Origin of the sequence: Brachybacterium subflavum (genome assembly GCF_009299795.1) — a bacterium.
Taxonomy (GTDB): Bacteria; Actinomycetota; Actinomycetes; order Actinomycetales; family Dermabacteraceae; genus Brachybacterium; species Brachybacterium subflavum.
On record NZ_VIGP01000003.1, the window covers coordinates 286,958 to 311,788 of the forward strand.

General features: G+C 71.5%; 22 protein-coding genes and 2 tRNA genes. 12 read left to right on the top strand and 12 right to left on the bottom strand.

The features are described 5' to 3' along the window. Positions 1 to 226 precede the first annotated feature (226 nt). The 4 genes from FHG10_RS08380 (at position 227) to dnaG (ending at position 6,616) form a co-directional block, all read left to right on the top strand. The gene (locus FHG10_RS08380; protein ID WP_152352872.1) at positions 227 to 1,618 is read left to right on the top strand and encodes a glycine--tRNA ligase; all 1,392 of its coding nucleotides are present in this window, start codon (positions 227 to 229) and stop codon (positions 1,616 to 1,618) included. Between the two features lie 354 nt (positions 1,619 to 1,972). Further along, positions 1,973 to 3,190 (top strand): tRNA dihydrouridine synthase DusB, encoded by a 1,218-nt coding sequence (dusB, locus tag FHG10_RS08385; RefSeq protein WP_152352873.1) that lies wholly within the window; start codon positions 1,973 to 1,975, stop codon positions 3,188 to 3,190. Continuing rightward, on the top strand, positions 3,187 to 4,542 hold the full coding sequence (locus FHG10_RS08390; RefSeq protein ID WP_227488131.1) for a deoxyguanosinetriphosphate triphosphohydrolase: 1,356 nt from the start codon (positions 3,187 to 3,189) through the stop codon (positions 4,540 to 4,542). Before dusB ends, FHG10_RS08390 begins: the two co-directional genes overlap by 4 nt. Positions 4,543 to 4,597: 55 nt before the next feature. Then, on the top strand, positions 4,598 to 6,616 hold the full coding sequence (gene dnaG, locus FHG10_RS08395) for a DNA primase (RefSeq protein ID WP_152352874.1): 2,019 nt from the start codon (positions 4,598 to 4,600) through the stop codon (positions 6,614 to 6,616). 22 nt (positions 6,617 to 6,638) lie between these two features. Here dnaG and FHG10_RS08400 read toward each other — a convergent pair whose 3' ends face one another. Beyond that, complete coding sequence (locus tag FHG10_RS08400) at positions 6,639 to 8,018, bottom strand: M48 family metallopeptidase (protein ID WP_152352875.1); 1,380 nt, start codon at positions 8,016 to 8,018, stop codon at positions 6,639 to 6,641. 127 nt (positions 8,019 to 8,145) lie between these two features. Continuing rightward, positions 8,146 to 10,038, bottom strand: coding sequence for a S9 family peptidase (locus FHG10_RS08405; RefSeq protein WP_152352876.1), 1,893 nt, complete (start codon positions 10,036 to 10,038; stop codon positions 8,146 to 8,148). A 136-nt stretch (positions 10,039 to 10,174) separates the two neighbouring features. On the opposite strand from FHG10_RS08405, the gene FHG10_RS08410 reads away from it, so the two are divergent. Then, entirely contained in the window at positions 10,175 to 10,675 is a 501-nt protein-coding gene (locus FHG10_RS08410) for a MerR family transcriptional regulator (protein ID WP_152352877.1), read from the top strand. Here FHG10_RS08410 and FHG10_RS08415 read toward each other — a convergent pair. Together FHG10_RS08415 and FHG10_RS08420 are read right to left on the bottom strand one after the other, a co-directional pair. After that, a complete protein-coding gene (locus tag FHG10_RS08415) occupies positions 10,665 to 12,005 on the bottom strand; it encodes an MFS transporter (RefSeq protein WP_152352878.1) in 1,341 nt (446 codons plus the stop codon). The genes FHG10_RS08410 and FHG10_RS08415 overlap by 11 nt on opposite strands. Then, positions 12,002 to 13,081: a zinc-dependent alcohol dehydrogenase family protein gene (locus tag FHG10_RS08420; protein ID WP_227488132.1), complete on the bottom strand. Its 1,080-nt coding sequence runs from the start codon at positions 13,079 to 13,081 to the stop codon at positions 12,002 to 12,004. Before FHG10_RS08420 ends, FHG10_RS08415 begins: the two co-directional genes overlap by 4 nt. A 189-nt stretch (positions 13,082 to 13,270) precedes the next feature. On the opposite strand from FHG10_RS08420, the gene FHG10_RS08425 reads away from it, so the two are divergent. Next, a complete protein-coding gene (locus FHG10_RS08425; RefSeq protein ID WP_193636239.1) occupies positions 13,271 to 14,275 on the top strand; it encodes a sugar-binding transcriptional regulator in 1,005 nt (334 codons plus the stop codon). A 31-nt stretch (positions 14,276 to 14,306) separates the two neighbouring features. On the opposite strand, the gene FHG10_RS08430 is transcribed toward FHG10_RS08425, so the two are convergent. After that, the gene (locus tag FHG10_RS08430) at positions 14,307 to 14,981 is read right to left on the bottom strand and encodes an SDR family NAD(P)-dependent oxidoreductase (RefSeq protein WP_152352880.1); all 675 of its coding nucleotides are present in this window, start codon (positions 14,979 to 14,981) and stop codon (positions 14,307 to 14,309) included. 234 nt (positions 14,982 to 15,215) lie between these two features. Between FHG10_RS08430 and FHG10_RS08435 the strand changes: the two genes are divergently transcribed. Further along, entirely contained in the window at positions 15,216 to 15,626 is a 411-nt protein-coding gene (locus FHG10_RS08435) for a winged helix-turn-helix transcriptional regulator (protein ID WP_152352881.1), read from the top strand. Positions 15,627 to 15,716: 90 nt separating this feature from the next. Here FHG10_RS08435 and FHG10_RS08440 read toward each other — a convergent pair. Continuing rightward, positions 15,717 to 15,790: transfer RNA gene (locus tag FHG10_RS08440), tRNA-Ile, on the bottom strand. 138 nt (positions 15,791 to 15,928) lie between these two features. On the opposite strand from FHG10_RS08440, the gene FHG10_RS08445 reads away from it, so the two are divergent. After that, a complete protein-coding gene (locus FHG10_RS08445; RefSeq protein WP_152352882.1) occupies positions 15,929 to 17,137 on the top strand; it encodes a NupC/NupG family nucleoside CNT transporter in 1,209 nt (402 codons plus the stop codon). A gap of 31 nt (positions 17,138 to 17,168) precedes the next feature. Here FHG10_RS08445 and FHG10_RS08450 read toward each other — a convergent pair whose 3' ends face one another. After that, entirely contained in the window at positions 17,169 to 18,368 is a 1,200-nt protein-coding gene (locus FHG10_RS08450) for a M20 metallopeptidase family protein (RefSeq protein WP_193636257.1), read from the bottom strand. A 190-nt stretch (positions 18,369 to 18,558) separates the two neighbouring features. Between FHG10_RS08450 and FHG10_RS08455 the strand changes: the two genes are divergently transcribed. From FHG10_RS08455 to FHG10_RS08470, 4 genes are all read left to right on the top strand, one after another. After that, a tRNA-Asn gene (locus FHG10_RS08455) sits at positions 18,559 to 18,634 on the top strand. A gap of 111 nt (positions 18,635 to 18,745) precedes the next feature. Beyond that, a complete protein-coding gene (locus tag FHG10_RS08460) occupies positions 18,746 to 19,228 on the top strand; it encodes an OsmC family protein (protein WP_152352883.1) in 483 nt (160 codons plus the stop codon). After that, positions 19,225 to 19,728: a peptide deformylase gene (def, locus tag FHG10_RS08465; protein ID WP_152352884.1), complete on the top strand. Its 504-nt coding sequence runs from the start codon at positions 19,225 to 19,227 to the stop codon at positions 19,726 to 19,728. Before FHG10_RS08460 ends, def begins: the two co-directional genes overlap by 4 nt. 87 nt (positions 19,729 to 19,815) lie before the next feature. Then, positions 19,816 to 20,307: a DUF3145 domain-containing protein gene (locus FHG10_RS08470; protein ID WP_152352885.1), complete on the top strand. Its 492-nt coding sequence runs from the start codon at positions 19,816 to 19,818 to the stop codon at positions 20,305 to 20,307. 190 nt (positions 20,308 to 20,497) lie between these two features. Here the strand turns inward: FHG10_RS08470 and FHG10_RS08475 are convergent, their stop codons facing one another. From FHG10_RS08475 to FHG10_RS08495, 5 genes are all read right to left on the bottom strand, one after another. Next, positions 20,498 to 21,739, bottom strand: coding sequence for a beta-ketoacyl-[acyl-carrier-protein] synthase family protein (locus tag FHG10_RS08475; RefSeq protein ID WP_152352886.1), 1,242 nt, complete (start codon positions 21,737 to 21,739; stop codon positions 20,498 to 20,500). A gap of 72 nt (positions 21,740 to 21,811) precedes the next feature. Beyond that, a complete protein-coding gene (locus tag FHG10_RS08480) occupies positions 21,812 to 22,060 on the bottom strand; it encodes an acyl carrier protein (protein WP_152352887.1) in 249 nt (82 codons plus the stop codon). Positions 22,061 to 22,223: 163 nt separating this feature from the next. Continuing rightward, positions 22,224 to 23,225 (bottom strand): beta-ketoacyl-ACP synthase III, encoded by a 1,002-nt coding sequence (locus FHG10_RS08485; RefSeq protein ID WP_227488133.1) that lies wholly within the window; start codon positions 23,223 to 23,225, stop codon positions 22,224 to 22,226. Position 23,226: 1 nt separating this feature from the next. Continuing rightward, positions 23,227 to 24,249: an ACP S-malonyltransferase gene (locus FHG10_RS08490; RefSeq protein WP_152352889.1), complete on the bottom strand. Its 1,023-nt coding sequence runs from the start codon at positions 24,247 to 24,249 to the stop codon at positions 23,227 to 23,229. Positions 24,250 to 24,335: 86 nt separating this feature from the next. After that, positions 24,336 to 24,815 carry a GntR family transcriptional regulator gene (locus tag FHG10_RS08495; protein ID WP_227488134.1) on the bottom strand — a complete coding sequence of 160 codons (480 nt, stop codon included), beginning with the start codon at positions 24,813 to 24,815 and terminating at the stop codon, positions 24,336 to 24,338. Positions 24,816 to 24,831: the final 16 nt, after the last annotated feature.

Here is a 24,831-nt window from a genome sequence, read left to right on the forward strand (position 1 = left end):
CGTCGGCCGTCCGAGGAGCGGACCTCACGGCGGCGCGCCCGAGTGCTCCGCTCGCGCGGCGACGCCGGACCCGTTCGTCGATATGCTGGACGCTCGTCCTGGCGCTCCGCCCGCCGTCGCGGCCCACGCCGCACCTGGATCCGTCGCACCCCTCCGCGTCCTCGCGAGGGGCCGGCGCCAGCGGCCACCGCGGAGCGCCCCACCGCCGCATCGCAGGAGTCACACCGTGGCCAAGGCCCCCGCCAGCACCCTGGACAACGTCATCGCCCTCGCCAAGAAGCGCGGGTTCGTGTTCCCCTCGGGCGACATCTACGGCGGCACCCGCTCCGCCTGGGACTACGGTCCCCTCGGCGTCGAGCTGAAGGAGAACATCCGCAAGCAGTGGTGGCGCACCTTCGTGCAGGGCCGTGAGGACATGGTCGGACTGGACTCGGCCATCATCCTGCCCACGCGCGTGTGGGAGGCCTCCGAGCACGTCAAGACCTTCACCGATCCGCTCGTGGAGTGCCGCAGCTGCCACAGCCGGTTCCGCGAGGACCACCTCCTCGAGGCCTTCGAGGAGAAGAAGGGCCGTGCCCCCGAGGGCGGGCTGGCCGAGGTGCCCTGCCCGAACTGCGGCACGCGCGGCGAGTACACCGAGCCGCAGCAGTTCTCGGGGCTCATGAAGACCTACCTGGGTGCCGTCGACAACGAGTCCGGGCTGCACTACCTGCGGCCCGAGACCGCGCAGGGCATCTTCGTGAACTTCCTGAACGTGGTGACCGCCGCGCGCCAGAAGCCGCCCTTCGGCATCGGCCAGGTCGGCAAGGCGTTCCGCAACGAGATCACCCCCGGCAACTTCATCTTCCGCACTCGCGAGTTCGAGCAGATGGAGATCGAATTCTTCACCCCGCCCGAGCAGGCCCAGGAGTGGTTCGACCGGTGGGTCGAGGACTGCTGGAACTGGTTCGTGGATCTGGGCATCGACCCCGACCACATGCGCCGCTTCGACGTCCCCGAGGAGGACCGCGCCCACTACTCGGACGGCACCATCGACATCGAGTACAGCTTCGGCTTCCAGGGCGGGCAATGGGGCGAGCTCATGGGCATCGCCAACCGCACGGACTTCGACCTGGGACGCCACACGGAGGTCTCCGGCACGAAGATGCAGTACTTCGACCAGGCCTCGGGCGAGCGGTACACCCCGTACGTCATCGAGCCCAGCTTCGGTCTCACGCGCTCGATGATGGCCTTCCTCGTCGACGCCTATCGCGAGGACGAGGCCCCCAACACCAAGGGCGGCGTCGACACCCGCACCGTGCTGGGCCTCGACCCGCGCCTCGCGCCCGTCAAGGTCGCCGTGCTGCCGCTGTCCAAGAGCGAGGACCTGGTGCCGCGCGCCCGCGCCCTGGCCGACGAGCTGCGCCCGCTGTGGAACGTCGAGATGGACGTCTCCCAGGCGATCGGCCGCCGCTACCGCCGCCAGGACGAGATCGGCACGCCCTTCTGCATCACGGTCGACTTCGACACCGCCGAGGACCAGGCCGTGACCATCCGCGAGCGCGACTCGATGGAGCAGACGCGCGTGGCCCTCACCGAGGTGAAGGGCTACCTGGCGCAGCGGCTCATCGGCGCCTGAGGGCGGCCCCGTCGTCGTCCGCCTGCGCAGTGACGCCCCCGCCGAGGGAACGGGCAGCCTCCTCGGGCGGGGCGGCGACGGCCCGTCCGAACGCCGCGGGCCGTCCGCCGAACAGGGCGGTGCCCTCGCGCACGGCGCGCTGCCGCTCCCGGTCGCCCGCGATGCCCGTGTGGGCGACGAAGGCCAGGAAGCCGAGGCTCCGCGACCGACGGGCCCGCCCCGCTCGGCCTGCGGTCCGACCGGCACCGTCCAGGGCGGACGGGGCCCCGCGCCGTCCCTCCCCATACCCGCTCGATGCACATCACCCTGCGCAGACCTCCCGGTGCGGCACAGGGGATGGGACAATCGGCGGTGATGACCACCCTCGACGCCCCCACCGCACCGAGCTCCCCGGCGTCTCCGGCCGCGGAGCCGCAGCGGCGCACCCTCACCATCGGCCCGCACACCGTCGACACGCCCGTCGTGCTCGCGCCGATGGCCGGCATCACCAACATGGCCTTCCGGCTGCTGTGCCGCGAGTTCGGCGCGCTGCACTCGGAGGACGACGGCGGGCTGTTCGTCTCCGAGATGGTGACCTCCCGCGCGCTCGTGGAGGACCACGCGGAGTCATGGCGCCTGGTGACGATGGGGGAGCGCGAGACACCGCGCTCGGTCCAGCTCTACGGCGTGGATCCGACCACCGTGCGCCGCGCGGTCGAGATGCTCGTCGAGCGCGACCGCGCCGACCACATCGACCTGAACTTCGGCTGCCCCGTCCCCAAGGTCACGCGCCGCGGCGGTGGCGGCATCCTGCCCTGGAAGACCGAGCTGTTCACGCGCATCGTCCGCGGGGCCGTCGAGGCCGCCGGGGACGTCCCGGTCACCGTGAAGACCCGCATGGGCATCGACGAGGACCATCTGACGTACCGCGACGCCGGCCTGATCGCCCAGGAGGTCGGCGCGTCCGCGATCGCGCTGCACGGCCGCACCGTCGTCCAGCACTACAGCGGGCAGGCGCACTGGGAGGCGATCGCGGACCTCAAGCAGCTGGTCACCGACATCCCCGTCCTCGGCAACGGCGACATCTGGTCGGCCGAGGACGCCCTGCGCATGGTCGAGGAGACCGGCGCGGACGGCGTCGTCGTCGGGCGCGGCTGCCAGGGCCGCCCGTGGCTGTTCGCCGACCTCGCCGCCGGCTTCGCGGGCCGCCCCGAGCGCATACGTCCGACCCTCGGTGACGTCGCCCGCACCATGCGCCGCCACGGCGAGCTCCTCGCGGAGTTCTTCGAGGACGAGGGCCGCGGCATGCGCGACCTGCGCAAGCACGTCGCCTGGTACTTCAAGGGCTACCCCGTCGGCGGCGAGATGCGGCACCGGCTGGCGACCATGGAGTCGCTCGCCGATCTCGACGCGAAGCTCGCCGAGCTTGACCTCGACTCGCCCTACCCCGGGGCCGACGCCGAGGGGCCGCGCGGCCGCGCCGGCACACCCAAGCGAGCGGTCTGCCCCGAGGGGTGGATGGATTCCCGGGAGCTGAGCGACGCGCACCGGGCCCGCCTCCACGAGGCCGAGCTGGACACTTCGGGAGGATGAGCGCCCGCATGGAGCACCTCACGCCGCGCGGGAGGTCCGCGGACTCCCCGCCGGCCGCCCTCCCGCCGGGGTACACGGCCTCCGACCAGGAGCGGTGGGGCGAGGAGCCCCCGAAGTCGCACACCCGCACGCCCTTCCAGAGGGACCGCGCGCGCGTCCTGCACTCCTCGGCGCTGCGTCGCCTCGGCGCGAAGACCCAGGTGCTGGGCGCCGGCGCCAACGACTTCGTGCGCACCCGCCTCACGCACTCCCTCGAGGTCGCCCAGGTGGGCCGCGACATCGGCGCGGCCCTGGGCTGCGATCCCGATGTGGTCGACGCCGCCTGCCTCTCGCACGACCTCGGCCATCCGCCGTTCGGCCACAACGGCGAGAAGGTGCTCGACCAGCTCGCGGCGGGCATCGGAGGCTTCGAGGGCAACGCGCAGACCCTGCGTCTGCTCACGCGGCTCGAGCCCAAGCTCATCGGGGCCGACCGCCCCTTCGGACTGAACCTCACCCGCGCCACGGTCGACGCCGCGATCAAGTACCCGTGGCGCCGCGGCGAAGGGCCGGACCCCGCCTCCTCGAAGTTCGGCGTCTACCCCGATGACCAGGGCGTCTTCGATTGGGCGCGCGACGGCGCTCCGGGCATCCGCAAGTGCTCCGAGGCGCAGGTCATGGACATCAGCGACGACATCGCCTACTCGGTGCACGACATCGAGGACTCGGTCACCGGCGGCGCTCTCGACCTCGCGCTCCTGGCCGACCCGATGGAGCGGGCCGCCGCGCTGTACGTCGTCCAGGACTGGTACACGCCGACCGACCCGATCGACGTGCTCGACGCGGCCCTCGCCCGGCTCGAGGACCAGCCCTGGTGGGTGCTGCGCTACACCGGCTCGATGCGGGACGCCGCCGCGCTCAAGGACATGGCCAGCCAGCTCATCGGCCGCTTCACCCACGCCGTCGTCGAGGCGACGCGCGAGCGCCACGGCGAGGGCCCGATCGCGCGCTTCGCCGGGGAGGTCGTCGTCCCCGAGGAGACGCGGCTGGAGATCTCGGTGCTCAAGGGGCTCGCCGCCGCCTACGTCATGAGCTCCGCGGCCCAGCGCCCGGTCTACGCGCAGCAGGAGCAGATCCTGCGCGACCTCTACGCCCACCTCTGGAACACCGGCAGCGTGCATCTCAGCCCGATCTTCTCCGAGCTCTGGGAGGATGCCCAGGACGACGCCGGGAGAGCGCGCGTGGTCATCGACCAGATCGCCTCGTTCACCGACGTCACCGCGCGTCGCCTGCACGAGACGCTCTACCGCGGCGGCACCACGCACGTGACCGCCGCGGACACGCCGCTCCCGGGCCTCGGCTCGGACCTGTAGCGGCGGGACCGCCCGCAGCACCACGAGAAGGACCGGAGGAGGGGACGAGGAGCCGATGAGCCAGGGCAGGATCCGCCGCGAGGACGTCGAGAAGGTCCGGGGCACCGCGCGCCTGGACGAGGTCATCGGCGAGCACGTCACCCTGCGCAGCGGCGGCATCGGATCGATGAAGGGCCTGTGCCCCTTCCACGACGAGAAGACGCCCAGCTTCAATGTGCGTCCGCAGCTGGGCCACTGGCACTGCTTCGGCTGCGGGGAGGGCGGCGACGTCATCTCCTTCGTGCAGAAGATCGACAACCTCAGCTTCGTCGAGGCCGTCGAGATGCTCGCCGGCCGCTACGGCGTCGAGCTGCACTACGAGGACGTCGGCCGCGGCGGCGGCGACCGTCCCGACTTCGGCACCCGGCAGCGCCTGCTGGATGCCCATGCGATCGCCGAGGAGTACTTCCGCGAGCAGCTCGCGACCGCGAGCGCGCAGGTGGGCAGGCGCTTCCTCGCCGAGCGCGGCTTCGACCGCGAGGCCGCCGAGCGCTTCGGCGTGGGCTTCGCCCCCGAGGGCTGGGACAGCCTGCTGGGACACCTGCGCGGTCGCGGCTTCACCGAGCCCGAGCTCACCGCGAGCGGCCTCGTCTCCCAGGGCCAGCGCGGGGTCTACGACCGCTTCCGCGGCCGGCTCGTCTGGCCGATCCGCGACGTCACCGGCAAGACCATCGGCTTCGGTGCCCGCCGGCTGTTCGAGAACGACCAGGGCCCCAAGTACCTCAACACGCCCGAGTCCCCGATCTACCACAAGTCCCAGGTGCTCTACGGGCTCGACCTCGCCCGCAAGGAGATCTCCTCCCAGCACCGCGTGGTCGTCGTCGAGGGGTACACCGACGTGATGGCCGCGCACCTCGCGGGCGTGACCACGGCCGTCGCGAGCTGCGGCACCGCCTTCGGCGCCGACCACGTGAAGGTGGTGCGCCGCATCATGGGGGACACGAACCCCTCGGCGGGACTGCGCTTGAACGCCGACGGCCGCGGGCTCGGCGGCGAGGTCATCTTCACCTTCGACGGCGACGCCGCGGGTCAGAAGGCGGCGCTGCGCGCCTTCGAGGAGGACCAGCGCTTCGTCGCCCAGACCTTCGTGGCGGTCGAGCCCGGTGGCATGGACCCCTGCGAGCTGCGGATCGCCCAGGGCGATGCGGCGGTGCGCGATCTGGTGGACTCCCGCAAGCCGCTCTTCGAGTTCGCCATCCGCTCCGTCCTCGCCCAGGTCGACCTGGACACCGTCGAGGGCCAGGTCTCCGGGCTGCGGATGGCCGCTCCGGTGATCGCCCGCATCCGCGACCGCGCCATGCGGCCCGAGTACGCGCGGCGCCTGGCCGGCTGGCTCGGGATGGACGAGCGCACGGTGCTGCGCGCCGTCCACGACGCCGCCCGCACCGCCCCCCAGCAGGGCCGGCACGCCGAGCGCCCCGGGGAATCGGCCCCGCATGGCGGGACCGGACAGGGCACCGGGGGTCAGGGCTCCTCGGCCGTCGGGGCCCGCACGGGCGCCGACGATGCCGCGGCCGGCATCCCGATCATGCGCCTCGCGGACGTCGTCAACCGCCGCGATCCCGTGGGCCAGGTCGAGCTGCAGTCCCTCGCCGTGATGCTGCAGGTGCCGCGGATGCTCGACGTCGAGCGCGTCGGCTCCCTGCCCGACGACTCGTTCCACGTCCCGGCCCTGCAGGGGGTCTGGGACGTGATCCTGGCGACCGGCACGCTGCTCGACGCGGTCGAGGGCACCCTCGAGGCGGCCCGCTTCATCGATCAGGTGCTCGAGATCGCGGGGGAGACGGTGCGCCCGCTCATCATCGAGATCGCCAACGTCGAGCTCCCCGCGCGCGACGAGCAGGATCTCCAGCGCCTCGCCACCTCGCTGCTGGACAGGCTCACCGAGCTCTCGATCACGCGCGAGTTCTCCGTGCTGCGCCAGCGTCTGCAGCGCACCGATGCCGGTGCGGATCCCGAGGAGTACCAGCGCATCCTCGGCCAGCTCACCGCCGCCCAGGAGCGCCGACGGGCCCTGCACTCGCGCGACGAGTGAGAGCCCGAGGGGCGGGAGCCGATCAGATGACGGGCGAGGCCGTCTGCACCTCCCGCACGCTCGGCTGCCGGGCGTAGTCGACGCCGGGGAAGCGCCCGAACTGGTCGGTGCGGCCGGAGGCGTGCTGCGCCTCGGCCCGCTCCAGCAGGGAGAGAGCCTGGTCGGGCGTCGGGTAGCGGTCGCTGAACGAGCTCCCCGCGGGCAGGACCGGCGGGAACCAGGCGCCCGCGCCGGCACCGAACAGCCCGGGCCGGAACCACAGATGGCCCGGTCGGGTGCGGTCGCGCAGCGCGTGCGCGCGCCAGGTGTTGATGGGGTGGCTCGCCTGCCAGTTGGCGATGTGCAGCCAGAGTCCCTTCTCGGTCGCGGCGCGGTCGGCGAGCTCGTTGACGTTGACGTCGGCATTGAGATACTTGCCGGCGCCCAGCACGGCCATCACGCCCGGGGCGCCCTGCGGGCAGAAGGCGTAGCCGAAGTTGTCCGCCGTGTACTCCTGAGTCCGCGAGTAGGCGGTGCCCAGGAGCGGGATCTGCGCCAGGAGATTGCTGAACAGCAGACGGAAGTAGGACACGTGGCCCGCGGCCAGGTGGCCCACCTCGTGCCCGATCACGAACCGCAGGGCCTCCGGGTCGCGCACGGCGCCGCCGACCTCGAACATGTCCGAGTAGACGACCACGAAGCGGCGGAATCCGTGGCCGGAGGCGAAGGCGTTGATCAGACCGTTGCCCAGGACCACGTAGGCATCGGGTACGCGCCGCATCCCGTGGTGGGCGGCCGCCTCTGCCACCATGCGGTAGCCCTCGGGGAACTGGGTGGGCGACATCCGGATGCCCGAGGCTCGCTGCTGCGCGTACAGGAGCGCACGGGAGATCCAGAGGATGAGCGGAAGCAGCATCACGATCGCGAACAGCTGGATCACGAGGGAGCCGAAGGGGCCGGTCTGCAGGTCCAGGAGCGTCGGGCCCTCCCCGCGGATCGCGTTGACGATGCTCATCACCACGAGGATCGTCCACACCAGGTAGGCGCTGAGGGTCACGACGATGCCCACGATCAGCAGCGGGATCTCCCACGGGTGGCGGATGCCCCGCTGGCCGAGGATCCCGTGCGTCGTCGCGCCGTTGACGAGGTTCGGCGCGGACGGTCCGCCGGGCGATGCGCCGCCACCGGGACCGAACCCTCCGCCCGGCGGGGGGCCACTGGGCGCGCCAGGACCACCGGGCGTTCCCGGGCCGCCCGGCGCACCGGGGCCGCCGGGGTACCCGTGGCCGTCAGGGTACCCGGGACCGCCGGGGTACCCGGGCGCGTCCGGGGAGCCGGAACCGCCTGCGAAGGACTGCTCACCGGCGGAGGCGGGGTCGCCGGCGGACGGCTGCCCCAGCGGAGAGGACGGGGGATACGTCATGGAGGGCTCCTCGGAGGTCGACGGTGCGATCACACGGTAGCGCTCGGAGCGTTCCATGCGACATCGACCTCGGTCGATGACTGGTCTGCCCTCGTCGGAAGTCGAGCGGCCCTGGAGGGGGTCGCCGTCACAGGTGGGTCGCGAAGTGCTCCGCGATCGCGTGCTGAAGGCGGATCCGGTTCTCCGGGTTGCCGAACCCGTGCCCCTCGTCGTCGGCCAGCAGATAGCGCACCGCGACGCCGCGTTCGCGCAGCGAGGCGACGATCGTGTCGGACTCGGTGCGCTGGACCCGGGCGTCGTTCGCGCCGTGGGCGATCAGCAGGGGCGTGCTGATCCGGTCGACGTGGGTGAGCGGCGAGCGGGCGCGCATCTCCGCCTCCTGCGCCGCGTCCTCGGGGTCGCCGACGTAGGTGAGCCAGTTGCTGCGCAGGTAGGGGCGGCTCACCGGCGGCAGGCTCCGCAGGAAGCTCGCGAGGTCGGCGATGCCGACGATGTCCACGGCCGCGGCGAAGCGCTCCGGGGTGAAGGCGGCACCGACCAGTGCTGCATAGCCGCCGTAGGAGCCACCGAGGATGCCCAGGCGGTCGGGATCCGCGATCCCCTGGGCGACCGCCCAGTCCACCGCGTCGAGGAGGTCGTCGTGCATCGCCCCGGCGAACTCGCCGACCGCGGCGAGGGTGTGGCGCCTGCCATACCCGGAGGAGCCGCGGAAGTTCACCTGCAGCACCGCATACCCGCGGCTCGCCAGGAACTGCGACTGCGGGTTGAAGCCCCAGCTGTCGTGCACCCACGGTCCGCCGTGCACCTCGAGCACGAGGGGCAGGTCCCGCGGCGGCCGTCCGGGCGGCAGGGTGAGGAAGCCGTGCAGAGGCAGACCGTCGCGGGCGGTGAGCGAAACGGGCTCCATGGGGGCGAGATCCTGCGGATCCAGGTGCGGGGAGGAAGGGGAGAGTCGGCGGCTCTCGCCGGTCGTGCGGTCGTGGAACCAGGCCACGTCCGGCTCCCGGTCGTGGAGGAAGGTCGCCACCCAGCGCTGGCCCGAGAGATCCGAGGACAGCGCGCCCAGGACCCCGTCGGACAGCGCGGACAGCGCCGCATGCACCTCGGCGAAGCCGGGATCGATCACCACGATCCGGGGCCTGGGACCCGTGAAGCGGGCCGCGAGGATCTCGCCGCTGCGGCGGTCGGTGTACAGCGTCGGCGGCAGCACCCCGGGAGCCAGCACGCTGAGGATGTCGAGGCTCCAGCCCTCCACGGCGGCGAGCACGCGGATCTCCCCGGTTGCGCGGTCCACGCGCACCAGCTGGAGGTCGTCGCCCTCGAGGTAGCTGCCGAGCACGAGCCCGGTGCCGTCGGGCGTCGACTGCTGGATCTCGACCCCCATCGGATGGTCCGCGCCCCCGACCCGCAGCAGAGCACGGTGCTCCCCGGAGACCGGATCGATCGCGGAGAACTGCGTGTCGCCCTCGTCGGTGACGCGGGCGAGGAACGCCGGGGTGCCCTCGCCGTCCAGGAGCAGGTCCTGCCCGGGGCCGGGCTGCTCGTTGCGGAGGGTGGTCTCGCCGGACGCCACATCGATCAGGAACGTGTCCAGCGCGGCGGGACGGCGGTTCATCGTGGCGAGCACCGTGGCGGAACGGGACCGCAGCGGCTCCGCGGCGAAGACTCGCGATCCCGCGGGCAGCGGGGTGAGGTCGACGGCCGGGGTGCTGGGGGAGCGCAGATCGACCCGGAACAGGTGCCAGTCCTCGTTCCCGTCGGTGTCCTGGAGGTACAGCAGCCAGCGCGGGTCCTCGCAGAAGAAGAACGCGGAGATGCCGCGCCGTTCATCATGGGTCACGCAGCGGGCGTCCTCATGGCCCTCGTCGATCCCGCGCACCCAGATGTTGCGCCGTCCGTGCGCGGGGGCGAGATAGGCGAGCAGGGCGCCGTCCGGAGAGATCATCGGGCTCGAGAACTCCGGATCGGCGAAGAGCTCCTCGGCCTCGAGCGGGCGCGGTCGGTGCGGAATGCTGGTCATACGGGCTTCTCCTCCGGGTGGCGGGCTCGGACGGACCATCAGAAACCGTGCCCTCAGGGCACGGTCAAGCCGTGTCTTCCCCATCGCTGCCCGGTCCGTCAGGATGGGGAATGGTCGCGTCGACGAGGAACTCCCGATGACCTGGAGCACGCGCGGGCTCGCGGAACTGGCCGGCACCACGGTGAAGAGCGTGCGCCACTACCATTCCGTGGGTCTGCTCGAGGAGCCCGGCAGGGCGGCGAACGGGTACAAGCACTACGGCACGCCCCACCTCGTGCGCCTGCTGCAGATCACTCTGCTGCGGAACCTGGGGATGTCCCTCGCCGACATCGCGGAGGCCGGGGAGGCCGACGAGGACTTCAACGCGCTCGCGCCCGATGCGGACGACGACACCGTGAGCGCCGTGGCGGCGCCATCGACGCGCACGGCCATCGCCTCGATCCCGTCGATCCGTCATCCTCGGCGCCATGCGCGAAGGAGACGCTTCTCCCGCCCACCCGCCCGCCTCGGCGAGCTTCCGACACCGAGTGCGGAGATCGACCGGAAAGCAGTCATCGCTGTTCAGGTTGGAGGTCGTACGGCTGCTCGGCAGGCCAGCGAGGTGGGGTGGGCGTCAACCCGTGCGGTCAGACTCTAGGACTGGCTTCCTCGGCCCGGAGACCGGCATCGCCTGGGGTGAAGCTCTTCCCCGATACCTGTCGGCGATTCTCTCCAGGGTCCGCGGGAGTGCGGAGGCAACGATGCGTGAGCACCGCGGCGAGCACGTAGAGACCGGCGTAGACAAGGACGACTCCCGCGTAGCCGAGAGCGGTCCCCAGCAGTGAGTACGTGACGGGGCCGATGAACACGCACAATCCGGCGGCGAGGCTGTAGGTCGCCATGGCATTGCCCTTCTCCGGAAGCGGGACCATCGAGGTCATCATCGCGGTGAGCGGAATGAATCCGGCCAGGGTGATGCCGTAGACGCCGGCGAGGACGAGGGGCACCCACAGCACCCCCGGTGTGAGCTGGGGGATCCAGTAGAGCGCGATGACGGCGACCGCACTGCCGACGGACCCGATCCAGGTCACCGTGCGTCTCCACCCGAAGACGTCTCCGAGGCGCCCGAGGAACGGGTCTGCCAGCAGACCGAACAGTCCCATGGCCGTGACGACGAGCAGGTACTGCGACGTGGTGAGGCCGATGCGCTCCGTGAAGTAGAACGGGAAGAAGACGAAGAAGCCGAAGTAGGGGGCCATGTTGATGACACGGACGACCGCGGCCACCGCGAGACGGGGGTACCGGCGCATCACGGTGACACCGCGGCCGAGCTCGTGTGCCACGGAGAAGTCCGTGGCCGTGCGATCGGCCAACGGCCTCCAGCCGTGGACTTCGCGGACACCCCAGGCGCCGATCACGCCGCCCGCGGCCACGATCACAAAGGCGACCCAGAGCGTGGCGTACGACCCGATCTGGGGGATGGTGACGGCGGCCAGTGCCGAGCCGAGCGTGGGCAGGCCCGCTGTGTAGGCGAACCAGAACCAGCCGCTCGCGCCTCCTGCGTGCTCCGGGCGGACTGCGACCTGGATCCACAGCAGGAATGCGTAGGCGAACAGTGGGTATGCGACACCGCGAAGGCCGTAGAGGGCGAAGATCAGTGGTTCGTTGCCGGCGGGGACGGCGAGGAGCAGGAAGGCGGCTTCGAGGATGATCCAGGCGATCGCGCCGATGCGCATGACGGTGACCGGCGACCAGATGTTCGACAGCGTTCCGGAGAACCAGGCCCCGACGGAGGTGAAGACGCCGTACACGGTGATGACGGCGGCCGCGGTGTGCTCGGTGAGGCCGGTATCGACGAGGAACGGGGTGATGAAGTTCGACTCGACGCCGTCCCCGATCATGAACAGCAGCACCGCGATGTACCCGAAGAGCAGGGGACGGGGAAGTCCGATCCTGTCCCAGAGGGAGCTGGCTGCCGGCGCGGTCACTGGTCGTCCCCGCGGACGATCGCGACCTTGCCGCCGATTCCGGAATCTGCGGTGCGGTACGCGTCGTCGACCGCTGTGAGCGGGAAGGTGTGGGTGACGACGCTGCCGGGGTGCAGACCCCACCGGTCGAGGTTCTCGAGCAGCTCGCGCATGTGGTGCACGCTCGTCACCCAGGAGCCGAAGAGGGTGATCTGCCGGTGGATGAGCTCCTCGGACACGTCCGTGGTGAGGGTGCCGCCTTCCCCGACGAGGACCGTGCGGCCCCAGCGCCGCGTGCTGCGCAGGGCGGTGGACTGCCCTGCCCCGCTGCCCGAGCAGTCGACCGCCACGTGCGCTCCGTCTCCCAGGATCCCTGGAAGTGCGTCAGCGTCGACGGCACGGTCGACGGCTCCGAGGGCGAGGGCCTGCTCGCGTCGAGAGCCGGAGGGGTCGGTGCCGACGACGAGCGGGGAGCCGAGCGCCTTGGCGAGGAGTCCGGCTGCGAGTCCGACGGGACCCAGGCCGGTGACGAGCACGGTGTCCGCTCCTGAGACGTCCGCGCGGCGGAGCGCCTCGTAGGCGGTGCCGAATCCGCAGGCGACGCACGCGCCGTCGAGGTAGGTGAGGGAGTCGGGGAGGGGCAGGAGATCCTTCTCCTCGGCGAGGAGATACTCGGCGTGGCCGCCGTCGCGCTGCCATCCGTAGGCGGCGCGATGGGGAGAGAGGCATCCGATCGGGTACCCGCGGCGGCACTCGTCGCACAGGCCGCAGCCGGAGATGTGGTAGACGACCCGGCGGTCGCCCACCTCCGTTGCAGTGCAGCCCTCACCGACGGCGACGACCCGGCCGCAGGGCTCGTGGCCTCCGACGACCCCTTGGTACGCCTCGGGGCCGGAGCCCAGATGCTCGCGGTAGATGGCGCGCAGGTCGCTGCCGCAGATCGTGCTCGCACGCATCTCGAGCAGCACCTGTCGGCGGCCGGGAGTGGGGATGGGAACCTCGTGCAGCTCGGTCTTCGACCCACCGGGGAGGTAGGCGGCCTGCATGGTGGCTCGGGCCTCGTCCGTCCTGGAGCGGGTGGGGACGGTATCGGTCATCGCGTGTCTCCTTCGACATGGTGGCGCGCTCGCGGCGCTGGGACTCGTTCGAGATTCAGCGGTGTGATCGGGAGAGGTCAATGCGAGCGGACGGATCCGTCGACGGCGGTGCTCATGCGAGCGCGCGGCATATGGTCTGCTCCCCGGACGGGCGGAACATCTTGCGCCGTGGCGCGTGGCCTGATAGCGGTGTCGCCTGACCCGCGAGGCAGTCGCGAGCGGCCGCGGGTGGAAAGCTCGCACATGGAGGTGGAGTGGATGGACAGCTGGGATGCATATCAGGCTGCGGAGGCAGCGCGGCTCCACCTCGAGGACGGCCTCTCGTACACGCAGATCGGGGAGATGCTCGGCGCGAGCAGATTCCGAGTGGCACGACTGGTCTCCGCGGCCCGCGATGCCGGCTGGGTGCAGGTCAGCGTCGTCTCGCCGCCGGGGGTGGACGTCGGACTCACGCGTGAGTTCGGACAGCTCTGCAGCGAGCGGGGGATTCGACGGGCCCTCGTGACGCCGGAGAAGGGAGGTCGCCCCGCACTCGAGAGGGCTGCGGCGGACGCCGTCCAAGGCGCGACGGAGAAGGGCGACGTGGTGGGGTTCGCGTGCGGGATGACCGTCAATCGCGTCGTCGCGGCGATCCGCCGACTCCCTGAATGCGAGGTCGTCCAGCTCACGGGCCTGACCCATCCAGGGCAGTACGCAGACAGTTCTGTCGAGACCATTCGGCGAGCAGCCCGATTGACCGGCACCCACGTGCGGCCGGTGTTCGAGCCGATGGTGCAGGCCTCGCAAGCACTTGCCCGCGAGCGAGGCCGGCACCCCAGTCTCGTGCGGGCCTTCGCCCGCTGGGAGAGGATCACCACGGCTCTGTTGACCGTCGGCGCCTGGATGCCGGGCGAGTCGAACGTCTACGACGCCGAGGCGCTGGAGGACGCGGCGCGTCAGCGGGCGACCCACGCGGGCGCGGTCGCCGAGTTCTGCGGACACCTCATCGACGCCGAAGGGCGCGTGGTGGCCGAGGACATCACGGCGCGCTGCCTCACGGTGCCGCTGGAGCGCCTCCTCGGGGCACGGGAGGTGGTGGCGGTGGCGGCCCGCCCCGAACGATCCGCGGCGGTGCGGGCCGCGATGCGCACCGACCTCATCGACACTCTCGTCGCGATCGAGGGCGTTGCGCGGTCGCTGCTTTCCGAGAGGTGAATCCTCGGAAGGCGAGACCTTCGCCGGCGTGTCAGTCGGTGATGACCAGCTCGGGCTCCTCACGGGTGACGTGCAGGTTCCAATAGTCGTCCGCGATCTGCGCCGGGGTCCTGAAGGGGTAGCCCGGGGCCGGCGCGGTCTCCCCGATGCCGACGCCGATCGCGACGTGTGCGACGTAGACGCCGCTGTCCGCGAGCGTGTGGTGAAGGTTGAGCGTCCAGTTGCGGGTCGCGGCCTGGGCGGCGTTGAGCGTTCCGAAGATCGGCACGGGGTCGATGGATCCGGTGCCCGCCGTCAGCAGCACGGTGCCGGTTCCCTTCTCGCGCATAGCGGGCAAGACGGCCTGCACGGCGGCGACCGCTCCGAAGAGCATGGTGTCGACGGCGGGGCGGAGATTCTCGGGGGACACGTCGAGCGGGTCGACCATGGACTCGGCGTTGCCGGCGTGAGGCGAGAACTCGAGGGCGTCGATCGAGCCGAAGCGCTCCCGGGCCGCTTCTAGCGCCGTCATGATCGACGCCGGGTTCGCGGCGTCGGCCACGAAGCCCGCAGCCTCGAGGCCTTCCCCGGCGAGCTCGCTGACGAGCGCGTCGAGCTTCTCTCGGTTGCGGGAGATCAGCGCTGCGCTGTACCCGTTCTGGCTGAACCTGCGAGCGATGGCGAGACCGAGGCCGGGACCTGCTCCGATGATGGCGATGGTGGGCATAAGACTCTCCTGAGGAGCGATGTGCGTGTTCTGGAGGGCCGTCCGGGACGCGAGGGTGTTCTCGGGACGGAAGAGATTCATGACGCGGGTGGTGATGAAGCGAGGTCGAGGACCGCACCGTCGCTCGGCGACGCATCGGCCCACGGTTACTGTTTGTAACAAGCTGCATCATGGAATACTTTCGGCGGCCGTACAAAAGGCACATCCGTGTGCCTTCGTGACACGGGAGGAACGATGACCGAGAGCAGTGGGATCAGCGCCGTCGTGCTCGAGTCCCTCGAAGGCGACGAGGCTGCATGCCTGGAGACCGGGATCGGCCGGGCCGTCCGGGACCTCATGGACCGGGTGGGGGACAAGTGGTCCCTGCTCCTCATCGGGGTGCTCCGTACAGGGCGACTCCGATTCAGCGAGTTGCAGCGTCGGATCCCCGGCATCTCGCAGCGGATGCTGACCCTGAAGCTGCGCAGCCTCGAGCGCGACGGGCTGATCACTCGCACGGTCCACGCCGAGGTGCCGCCCCGGGTCGACTACGAGCTCACCGCGATGGGTCGGACGCTGATCGAGCCCGCACTCGGACTCGCGCTGTGGGCCGTGAAGAACCAGCCCGCGATCACGGCGGCGAGGGATGCCTTCGACGGGAGCTGACGCGGCCGACCGGCGTGGATGAACATTCCGCACGCCGCACACGCTTGCTCGGCCCCGAGGGATCCAGGGGAGATGAGTCCGCTGGTGAAGTAGGCCAGGCGGGGCTTGAACCCGCGACCGACGGATTATGAGTCCGCTGCTCTGACCGGCTGAGCTACTGGCCCCTGACAACGGGAGCGAGCATATCGTCTCCGCGCCGCGCGCCCGTCCAGCGTCCCATCGCCCCGATTCCTGGAATGCCGCTCCGCGCGCGGTGCGAGTAGGGTGCCTGGCGGCCACCGCCTCCCAGGGATCGGACCCTCATGCACGTCCTCGTCGGCATCGCCGGACTCGTCGTCTTCCTCGCGCTCGCCTTCCTGCCCTCCCGCGACGTGGGGATGCTGAAGAAGAAGGCCCCCTACATCGGGATCATGCTCGCGCTGCAGTTCGTGCTCGGTCTGCTCATGCTCCGCACCGGGGTGGGCCAGGCCGTCATCTCCGTCATCGCCTCCGTGTTCGAGACGCTGCTGGGATACGCGCGCGAGGGCGTGAGCTTCGTGTTCGGCGGGCTCGTCGACGTCGAGGCCGACGGCAGCGGCCCCTTCATCTTCACCTCGCTCATGCCCATCATCGTGATCTCCGCGCTCATCGGCATCCTGCAGTACCTGCGGATCCTGCCCCTGGTGATCCGGGGCGTCGGCCTGGTCCTGTCGAAGGTGACGGGCCTGGGGAAGCTCGAGTCGTTCAACGCGGTCTCCTCGGCGATGATCGGGCAGTCGGAGAACCTGATCGCGATCAAGCGCATCCTGCCCACGCTGCCCGAGCACCGGCTCTACACGATCGCGGCCTCGGCGATGTCCACGGTGTCCATGTCGATCGTCGGCGCGTATATGACGATGATCGAGCCCCGGTACGTGGTCGCCGCGATCGTGCTGAACCTCTTCGGGGCCTTCATCATCGTCTCGCTCCTGAACCCCTACACGCTCACCGAGGAGGAGGACGTCATCGTCGAGCCCGAGCACTCGAAGCAGTCCTTCTTCCAGGTGCTGGGCGAGTACATCACCGACGGCGGCAAGGTCGTGCTGTCGGTCGTCGCGATGCTCGTGGGCTTCGTGGCGCTCATGGCGATCCTCAACGGGATCTTCGACTCCGTCCTGGGCATCAGCTTCCAGCAGCTGCTCGGCTACGTGTTCGCGCCCCTGGCCGTGCTCACGGGCGTGCCCGTCTCGGAATCGGTCGACGTCGGCCGGCTGATGGCCACCAAGCTCATCTCCAACGAGTTCGTGGCCATGCTCTCCTTCACCGATGCGAACCCCGGCGGGAAGCTCGAGCTGTCCGCCCGGGCCACGGCCATCGCCCAGACCTTCCTCGTCTCCTTCGCGAACTTCAGCTCGATCGGGATCATCGCCGGCGCTGCGAAGTCCCTCGCCCCCGAGCAGGGCGAGACCATCGCCCGCTTCGGTCTGCGTCTCCTGTACGGCGCGACCCTGGTGTCCTTCGTGAGCGCCACGGTGGTCGGGATCATCGTCTGATCACGACCGCCGCGGCGCCCGCGTCTCGGGCTCAGGAGCCGGCGGCCGCCTTCCGCAGCCGACCGTGGGCGAGCGAGGCGAGCGCCGCCGCCTGATCTGCCAGCACCGAGTCGTCGAAGAGCACCTCGGCCGAGTGGTTGACCGCGCGCTCCCCCTCGGGCAGGTCGTCGGGGGAGCACAGCAGGAACACGAAGCAGCCGGGCACCTCCTGCAGCACGTAGGAGAAGTCCTCGGAGCCCATCAGCGGCTGGGGCGACTCGTGCACGCGCTCCTGACCGAAGGCCTCGCGGAGCTCGGAGACCGCGAAGGCCTCCTCGGCGTCGTCGTTGACGGTCGCCGGGTAGAGGATCTCCCAGTCGACCTCGGCGCGCGCTCCGTGGGCGCGGGCGATGTTCTCCGCGAACCGCCGCACCAGCTCACCGAAGCGGTCGGCGGACTCCGCCGTCATCGTGCGCACCGTCGCGCCGAGGGCGGCGGAGTCCGGGATGACGTTGATGGCGCTGGACGCCTCGAGCATGGTCACCGACGCCACCACGGGATCCGCGGAGGAGAAGCGTCGCGAGATCATCGTCTGCAGGGAGCCCGCGATCTCGACCAGCGGCGCGACCGGGTCGATCGCCCGCATGGGCCGGGACCCGTGGCCTCCGGCGCCGTGCACGCGCACGCGCAGGTTCGCGGCGCCCGCCATGACGGTGCCCGCGCGCGTGATGAAGGTGCCCCGGGGCCCGGGACCCACGTGGATCCCGTAGGCGGCGATCGGTCGCTCGCCCGCGGCGTCGAGCACGCCCTCGCGGATCATCGGCTCGGCCCCGCCGGGCCCTTCCTCGCCGGGCTGGAACATGAACACGATGCGGCCGGGGAGCTCCTCGCGATGGGCCGCGAGGAGGCGGGCGGCGCCGACGAGCGCCGAGGTGTGCAGGTCGTGCCCGCAGGCGTGCATGCGGTCCGTGCGGGACGCATAGGGGAGCCCGGTCCGCTCCCGCAGGGGGAGCGCGTCCATGTCCGCGCGCAGCAGCACGACGGGGCCCGGGCGGCCTCCCTCGAGGACGGCCACGATGCTGCTGAGGGACTCGCCGGTGGTGATGCGCAGGCCCAGGTCCTGCAGGGCCGCGAGCACGCGCTCCTGGGTGCGGGGGAGGTCCAGGCCCAGCTCGGGGTCCTGATGGAGGGCGCGCCGCAGGGCGACGAGGTCGTCGAGGTGCTCGATCCCCTCCTGCGCGTAGGAGGGGATCGGTGCGGGGGTGTTCTCCGAAGTGGTCACCGCCGCACGCTACGCCCGCGATCTCTCGCCGTGCACACCGCCTCGGCATGGTCGCCCCGACCGCCGCGGAGCGAACGTGGACTGCGTCATAATCCCCGCCTGGAGGCCGTTTCCGGGGTGCGCGCCCGAGCGCGCTTTGCTAGAGTCGTGCAGGTCGCGATCCCGCGTAGCTCAATCGGCAGAGCATTCGACTGTTAATCGAACGGTTACTGGTTCAAGTCCAGTCGCGGGAGCCAGAAGGAACAGGTCAGCCCCGGTCACGACCGGGGCTGACCTGTTCCTGCGCGCGGCGGGGACGGACCTCGGCGCAGAGGCGGTCACCCACCGCCGGCAGACCGGAGGCGATCATGACCAGCGTTCCCGAGGCGACGTTCCCGCTCCCCGACGAGTTCGGCGAGGGCAGCGTGTGGGTGGACCGCGTGGGCGAGCGCTCGCTCGTCGGGCGCAACCGCCGCGGGGTCGAGATCCCCATCGGCAAGGGCGAGGGGCAGGTCGACCCTGGGGAGCTGCTCAAGATCGCATTGATCGGCTGCGCAGGGATGAGCATGGACATCCCCACCTCGCGTCGCCTGGGGGAGGACTTCGCTGTGCGGCTGTGGGCCCATGGCACCTCCGACGAGACGTCCAACCGCTACGAGGCGATCCACGAGCAGATCCAGCTGCATCTCGACGGACTCTCCGCCGACGAGCTCCGCCGGCTCCGCGCGGTCATCGACCGCTCCATCGAGGCCTCCTGCACGGTGCAGCGCACCGTGGTCCCGGGGGCCGCGGTCGACCACGAGATCCTCGGCCTGGGCTCCGCGCTCGAGAACGAGGAGCAGCAGCGATGACGATCCGTCCCATCCGCGTGATCGGGGACCCCGTGCTGCGCACGGTCTGCGATCCCGTCCGCGAGATCACCCAGGGGGTGCGCACCCTTGTCGCCGATCTCCTGGACACCGTGGACGACGAGGGCCGCGCCGGCGTCGCCGCCAACCAGATCGGCGTCGCCCTGCGCGCCTTCTCCTGGCGCCTCGAGGACGAGGACGGCACCAGCGCCCTCGGCTACGTCCTGAACCCTGAGATCACCGAGCTCTCCGAGGAGCTCCAGGAGGACGGCGACGAGGGCTGCCTCTCGGTGCCCGGCCTGTGGTACCCCCGCACCCGCGCGGCCTTCGCGCGGTGCGAGGGCACGGATCTCGAGGGACGCACCGTCGTCCTCGAGGGCGAGGACCTCGTCGCGCGCCTCATCCAGCACGAGGTCGGGCACCTCGACGGGCACCTCTTCATCGACGGCCTCGAGCGTCCTGTGAAGAAGCGGGCATTGCGCGACATCCGCGAGAGGCTCTAGGCTCTACCCTGCACGACCAGGGAGAGCACACCTTCTGCTGAGCGCCGATTCGTTGGGGAAGACGCATCGGACATCGGAAGGGGCGTCATGACCCAGGGTGTGCTCTTCATCCACTCCGCTCCGCGAGCCCTCGCACCGCATATCGAATGGGCCGCGCAGGGGGTACTCGGCGTGCCCGCACGCCTGCATTGGGAGGATCAGCCCGCGCATCGCGGCCTCGTGCGCGCCGAGCTCGGCTGGCGCGGCCGGGAGGACACCGGCGCGCGCCTCGTGAGCGCTCTGCGCAGCATGGGCGACGTGCGCTTCGAGGTCACCCAGGAGGCGACCACCCAGGCGGACGGCGCCCGCTGGAGCTTCACCCCGGACCTCGGCGCCCACCACGCCGTCACCGACCGCGCCGGCAACACCGTGCTCACCGAGGACCATCTGCGCGGGTGCATGGAGCGCGCGGGCATGGACCCGCAGCGCATGCGCCACGAGATCGGCGTCGCTCTCGGCGAGCCCTGGGACGAGGATCTCGAGATCTACCGGTACGGCGGCGAGGGAGTGCCCATGCGCTGGCTCCACCGCGTGAGCTGACCCCGCCACGGCCGTCGCCCCGTCCGCCCGCACCGACGTGCACCGGGGCGGCATCCGGACACGGCGCCGCTCTCCGATGCAGGAAGGGCCCCGCACCACCTCGGGTGGTGCGGGGCCCTTCCTCGTGCGTTCCGCGGAGCCAGCACCCGCGCGCTCGCGCTCCGGGGCGCGAACCCGCGGGCTCGTCGGCTCAGGAGTTCGTGAACACCAGCGCGGCGTCGTGGCCGCCGAAGCCGAAGGCGTTGTTCAGCACGGCGATGTCCCCCTCGGGGAGGGCGACCGGGGTGTTCTGGGCGATCTCCATCGGGGTCTCGGGGTCGAGATTCTCGATGTTGATCGTCGGCGGGGCGAGGCGCTCGCGCAGCGCGAGCACGCTGAACAGCGACTCGAGCGCGCCGGCGCCGCCCAGCAGATGACCGGTCATCGACTTCGTCGAGCTCACGACGATCTGGTCGGTCTCGTCCTTCAGCGCCTGGCGCACGGCCTGCAGCTCGCCGATATCGCCGAGCGGGGTCGAGGTGCCGTGGGAGTTCACGTGGCGGATGTCTGCGGCGGCGACCCCCGCGTCCTCCACGGCCTCGCTGATCGCGTGCGCCTGTCCGTCCTGCAGGGGAGCGGAGATGTGGTGCGCGTCCGAGGCCATGCCGCGGCCGGCCACGTAGGCGTGGACCTTCGCGCCGCGCGCCTTGGCGTGCTCCTCGGACTCGAGGACCAGTATCGCGGCGCCCTCGCCGAGGACGAAGCCGTCGCGGTCCACGTCGTAGGGACGCGAGGCGTGCTCGGGATCGTCGGTGCGGGTGGACAGCGCGCGGATGTTCGCGAAGCCGGCGAGGGGCAGCGGGTGCACGCAGGCCTCGGTGCCGCCGCAGACGACCACGTCGGCCCGGCCGGAGCGGATCATGTCGAAGGCCTGGGCCACGGCCTCGGAGCCCGAGGCGCACGCGGAGACCGGCGTGTGGGCGCCGGCACGGGCGCCCAGGTCCATCTCGATGTGCGCGCTCGACGAGTTCGCCATCAGCATCGGGACGGTGAAGGGGTTCACGCGGCGCGCGCCGCGCTCCTTGACGACGTCCCACTGGTCCAGGATCGTCCAGACGCCGCCGATGCCGGTGCCGACGACCACGCCGAGGCGGTAGGGGTCGACGTCGGGCGTGCCCGCGTCGGCCCACGCCTCGCGGGCCGCGATCATGGCGTACTGCCCGGAGGGGTCGAGCTTCTTGGCCTCGGGGCGCGAGAGGACCGTGAGGGGGTCGATCGCGACCTGGCAGGCGAAGTCGACGGAGAGGCCGTAGCGCTCTTTCCAGTCGTTGTCGAGGGTGTGCGCCGTCGAGGTGCCCGCGAGTGCGGCCTCCCAGGTCGAGGCGACGTCCCCGCCCAGCGGGTTGACGGTGCCCAGACCGGTGATGGCGACGCGGGTGCGATCAGCTGACATGCGGGATGTCCTCCGGGAAGGTGGGGATGACGAGGGACGCCCGGAGCAGCTGCTCCGGGCGTCCGAGGTGGGTCAGGCCTGGGCGCCGGCGATGTACTTCACGGCGTCGCCGACGGTGACGAGGTTCTTGACCTCCTCGTCGGGGATGCGCACCTCGAACTTCTCCTCGGCGTTCACCACGATGGTCATCATCGAGATCGAGTCGATGTCGAGGTCGTCCGTGAACGACTTCTCGGGCTGGACGTCCGAGGTCTCGACACCGGTCTCCTCGTTGACGATCTCAGCGAGGCCCGCGAGGATCTCGTCTTCGGTGTGAGCCATGGGGTTCTCCTTCGGTCTGGGTACTGCTGGCAGGGAAAGACTACCCGGGACGGCGTCCGTGCACGCGCACCTGCGTGACGCGACGCGCAGGGCATGACCACCGGCACACGGCGCATGCCCGAGAGGGCGCGGCGCAGGGCGGTGGCCGCCCCTGGCGACGCGGTCAGGGCAGGACGAGCACCTGCCCGGCGAAGGCGAGGCCCGCGCCGAAGCCGAACTGCACGAGGACGTCCCCGCTGCGGGCCGCGCCCTCCTGGATCAGGCGATGGGTCGCCAGCGGGATCGAGGCGGCCGAGGTGTTGCCGGTCTCGGCGATGTCGCGTCCGATGACCACGCGATCGGGCAGCTTGAGCTGCTTGGCGAGCTCGTCGATGATGCGCATGTTCGCCTGGTGGGGGACGAACACGTCGACGTCGTCGATCGTGAGCCCCGCGTCGGCGAGCATCTGCCGGATCCTCTCGGCCGTGTGCCACACGGCCCAGCGGAAGACGGTCCGGCCGTCCTGCTCCATCGTCGGCCATGGGGTCTTCCCGTCGCGGAAGTCCGTGAGCGATCCGGTCATGCGGATCGTGCTCCAGTTCTCGCCGTCGCTGCCCCACACGGTGGGGCCGACGAGGGGCACGTCCGAGGCGCCGAGCACCGCAGCCCCGGCGCCGTCCCCGAGCAGGAACGAGATCGAGCGGTCGGCGGGGTCGACGAAGTCGGAGAGCTTCTCCGCGCCGATCACCAGGACGTGACGGGCGCTGCCGGAGCGGATGAGGGCGTCGGCCTGGCCGATGCCGTAGCAGAAGCCGGCGCAGGCGGCGGAGATGTCGTAGGCGATCGCGGCCGGGGCGCCGAGCTTCGCGCCGAGGAGCGTCGCCAGCGAGGGCGTCGCGTAGGGGAAGCTGATCGTCGAGACGATGATCGCGTCGATCTCGGAGGCCTCGACCCCGCTGGCCCCGATCGCCTCGCGGCCGGCCTGCTCGGCGAGATCGGCGACGCCGACCTCGGCGCTCGCGCGGCGACGGGTGACGATGCCCGTGCGCTGGCGGATCCACTCGTCGGAGGAGTCGATCGGGCCGACGAGCTCGTCGTTGGGCACCGTGCGGTCGCCGCGCGCGGCGCCGTACGCGAGCACCTTCGAGCCTGCGACGGTGGGGTGCGGGCGCAGGGAGATCGTCACGTCAGCGCTCCGTGCCGTCGGACGCACTGTCGTCGGATGCGGCGGCGCCGGACGCGACGCCCGCATGCTCCTCGACGAACGCCTGCGCGGCCTCGAGGTCCTCGGGGGAGTTGAGGTTCTGCAGACCCACGCCCTTCAGCTCGCGCTTGGCGAGACCCGTGAGGGTGCCGGCGGGATTGACCTCGAGGATGCCGGTGACGCCGCGCTCGGCGAAGGACGCCATGCACGCCTGCCAGTCCACGGGGGAGGCGACCTGCTGGACGATGAGCTCGAGGTAGCGGGCACCGTCGGTGGTGCTCTCGCCGCCGGCGTTGCTCACCAGCGGCACGGACGGGGCCGCGGGGGAGAGCTGCGGGGCGAAGGCTGCGAGCTCCTCGCGCGCGCCCGCCATGTACGGGGTGTGGAAGGCGCCGGCGACCTGCAGCGGGATCACCCGGGCGCGGGCGGGCGGATTCTCGCCGAGCGCGGCCACGCCTGCGGCGCTGCCCGCCGCGACGACCTGGGCGGCCGAGTTGATGTTCGCCGGGGTGAGGCCCGCGGCGTCGATCGCCGCCAGCACCTCCTCGCGCATGCCGCCGACGACCGCTGCCATCGAGGTCTCCTCCGCGGCGGCCGCCGTCGCCATCGCGCGCGAGCGCACGGCGACCAGGCGCATGGCGTCGGCCGCGGAGAGCACGCCCGCAAGGGCGCTCGCGGTGACCTCGCCGACGCTGTGCCCGGCCAGCAGATCTGCGGGCGACGCCGCGGCGAAGGCACCCGGGACGACGCTTCCCGCGGCGGCCCCGTCGGCGGCCTGCGCCGCGAGGGCGTCGGCCGCGAGGATGCCGGCGCCGACCAGCAGCGGCTGGGCGACCGCGGTGTCGCGGATGGTCTCGGCGTCGGAGACGGTGCCGTGGGTCCCGAGGTCGACCTCGCCGGCCTCGCTGAGAGCGCCGAGCGCCTCGCGGGCGCCGGGCAGCTCGAGCCACGGGCTGAGGAATCCGGGTTTCTGGGCGCCCTGGCCGGGGCAGACGATGGCGAGCACGGAAGGACCTCCAGGGTGCGGATGAGGGGGGCGGTGGATGCGCGGGATGCGGGCGGGCGATGCGTGCGGGCGGCGCCCGGGGGCGACTAGTCGCGGCCGACGGCCGAGGCGGTCTCGGCGAACACGGCGGCGAGCAGCTTCACGGCGGCCTCGGCGTCGTATCCGAGCTCGGAGACCGCTGCGGCGTACTCGCGGGCGGCCCGCTCGGCCCGGGAGCCCGCGGTGTCCAGCGGCGCGACGACGGTGCCGGCACGGCCACGGGTGATCACGAGCCCCGCCTCGCCGAGCCGGCGGAAGGCCTTGGCGACCGTGTTGACCGCGACCTCGACGTCGGCCGCGAGGGCGCGCACGGTGGGCAGGCGCGTGCCGGGGACGAGCCGCCCGTCCTGGATGGCGCGCGCGATGCACTGGTAGATCTGCTGGGCGGGGGAGTCGAGCGAGGTCCGGTCGACGCGGACGATCCCGGTCAGGACCGTCCGCGTCGACGCGCCCCCGACGCCGCCGCCGGCCGGGCCGGTGGCTCCCGCCGGGGGCGTTGCGGCGGCGTCGGACAGGGTGTCGGACACGGTGTCTGCGGCGGAG